Annotated in this window: 2 protein-coding genes; both read left to right on the top strand. The window is 68.1% G+C overall.

Going from position 1 to position 2,264, the window contains the following annotated elements; translation table 11 throughout:
• The first annotated feature begins 157 nt into the window (after nt 1-157).
• The gene (locus tag ABZ260_RS50190) at nt 158-1,642 is read left to right on the top strand and encodes an acyl-CoA synthetase (protein ID WP_355632804.1); all 1,485 of its coding nucleotides are present in this window, start codon (nt 158-160) and stop codon (nt 1,640-1,642) included.
• A 243-nt stretch (nt 1,643-1,885) separates the two neighbouring features.
• The gene (locus ABZ260_RS50185; protein WP_355632801.1) at nt 1,886-2,227 is read left to right on the top strand and encodes a hypothetical protein; all 342 of its coding nucleotides are present in this window, start codon (nt 1,886-1,888) and stop codon (nt 2,225-2,227) included.
• The last annotated feature ends 37 nt before the right edge of the window (nt 2,228-2,264 follow it).

The raw sequence follows: 2,264 nt of genomic DNA, 5'->3' as shown, positions 1-2,264 counted from the left end.
TCGTCCGAGCGGTCGTCCCCGGGGCCGCGCCCACGTCCGCGAGGTCGCGGCCCTGCCGTGTTCGGGTACTTCTCAGCAAATCCGAAGCCGAGTAATGTTCTGCTCCATGCACCCGGGAGCCATCGCAGCAGTTTCGCCGGACAAGCCCGCTGTGATCATGGCGGGCTCCGGGCGGATCGTCACCTACCGAGAGCTGGACGAGGAGTCCAACCGCCTCGCCCGGCTCTTCCGCGCGGCCGGCCTGCGGCCGGGTGATCACATCGCCTTCATGCTGGAGAACCATCCGCTCTTCCTGGTGGTCGCCTGGGCCGCGCACCGCTCGGGCCTGTACTACACGGCCATCAGCTCGCGCCTGAAGACCGACGAGCTCGCCTACATCGTCGACAACTGCGGGGCCCGGGTCTTCATCTCCTCGGCGGCCCTCGCGGACGTGGCGGTCTCCATCACCGATCTCACGCCCCAGGTCGGGCTCAGGCTCATGCTGGACGGTGTCGCCCCTGGCTTCGAGTCCTACGAGAAGGCCGTCGCGGCCCACCCCGCCACGCCCGTCGAGGACGAGTGCCAGGGGGTGGACATGCTCTACTCCTCAGGCACCACCGGGCGGCCCAAGGGGGTCAAGCCCATGCTCTCCAAGGCGCCGCTGGATCAGCCGGGGCCGCTGCTGCAGCTCATCCAGTTCCTGTTCGCCCCCTCGGCCGACAGCGTCTACCTCTCCCCGGCTCCGCTCTACCACGCCGCCCCGCTGCGCTACTGCCTGAGCTTCCAGCGGATGGGCGCCACGATCGTGGTCATGGAGAGGTTCGACCCGGAGCAGGCGCTCGCGCTCATCGAGAAGTACTCCGTCACCCATTCGCAGTGGGTGCCGACCATGTTCATCAAGATGCTCAAGCTGCCCGAGCAGACCCGCGCGCGCTACGACCTGTCGTCGCTGGCCTGCGCGATCCACGCCGCCGCCCCCTGCCCCGTCCCGGTCAAGGAACGGATGATCGACTGGTGGGGACCGATCATCCACGAGTACTACGCGGGGACCGAGGGCAACGGCTTCCTGTACGTCGGCTCGCAGGACTGGCTCGCACACAAGGGAACGGTCGGCCGCCCGCTGCTCGGCGTCACCCACATCTGCGACGAGGAGGGCAACGAGCTGCCGCCGCGCGAGCACGGCACCGTCTACTTCTCGGACGGCCCCCAGTTCGTCTACCACGGCGACGAGGCCAAGACGGAGGCGTCCCGCGACCCGCTGGGACGGGGCTGGACCACCCTCGGCGACATCGGCTACCTCGACGAGGAAGGTTTCCTCTACCTCACCGACCGCCGCTCGTACATGATCATTTCTGGCGGGGTCAACATCTATCCGCAGGAGGCCGAGAACGTCCTGTCCGTCCATCCCAAGGTGGCGGACGTGGCGGTCTTCGGCGTTCCGGACGAGGAGATGGGCGAGCAGGTCAAGGCGGTCGTCCAGCCGGCCTCCATGGACCTGGCGGGCCCGGAGCTGGAGGCCGAGCTGATCGAGTACTGCCGTTCCCAGCTGGCGCCCTACAAGTGTCCCAGGTCCGTCGACTTCCGCGAGGAACTGCCCAGGCACCCCACCGGGAAGCTCTACAAGCGCCTCCTGCGCGACGAGTACTGGCCCGCCGGCTCCTGACCCGCCCGGCCGCGACGACGACATCGTCGCCGCGCCCCTCTCCGGCCGGTCGCCGCACCACGAGAAGGCTCGGCTGAAAGGCGTATTACCGCCTATTGCATAGGAAGGTTTCCTATTTAATACTGTGATCGGCGCAGCTTATCCCTATCGCGCAGAACTCCACCTCGCTCGGCGCTGCACCCCGTCACGCTCAGCCGCCCCTCTCTCCGTGTCGCACGCCTTCCTGGATCCCGGAGGTCCTTCATGCCTCGTCGTGTCGTCGCGCTCGCCACCGTCGCGCTCGCCTGCCTCGGCGCGCTCGCCGTCTCCACCGTCCCCGCGCAGGCCGCCCGTTCCGCGGGCGTTCTCGAAATCGTGTACAGCCCGCTCTCGCTCGGTGAGTACTGCGCGGCCACCGTCAACTCCTCGTCCATTGTCGGCTTCTACAACGGCAGCCTGGGCTGCTACCGCTGGAACGGCACTCAGACCACCTACGTGGGCAGCGGGAGCCCTTCCGCCGCGTGTGCCTACTTCCACCCCACCTACGCCTACATTGGCCACGCTCAGGGCGGCAGCCAGGCGTTGATCTGCAAGTACTCGGTCTGACCCGCCCCCGTACCCCTCCTCACGGCGTCGCCCGCAC

Origin of the sequence: Streptosporangium sp. NPDC006013, assembly GCF_040614275.1 — a bacterium.
Taxonomy (GTDB): domain Bacteria; phylum Actinomycetota; class Actinomycetes; order Streptosporangiales; family Streptosporangiaceae; genus Streptosporangium.
This window is presented reverse-complemented; position numbering and strand designations above follow the sequence as displayed.

Excerpts from the sequence above, each read along its gene's own strand:
- ABZ260_RS50190 (WP_355632804.1), top strand. The coding sequence starts at position 158 with ATGGCGGGCTCCGGGCGGATCGTCACCTACCGAGAGCTGGACGAGGAG.
- ABZ260_RS50185 (WP_355632801.1), top strand. The coding sequence starts at position 1,886 with ATGCCTCGTCGTGTCGTCGCGCTCGCCACCGTCGCGCTCGCCTGCCTC.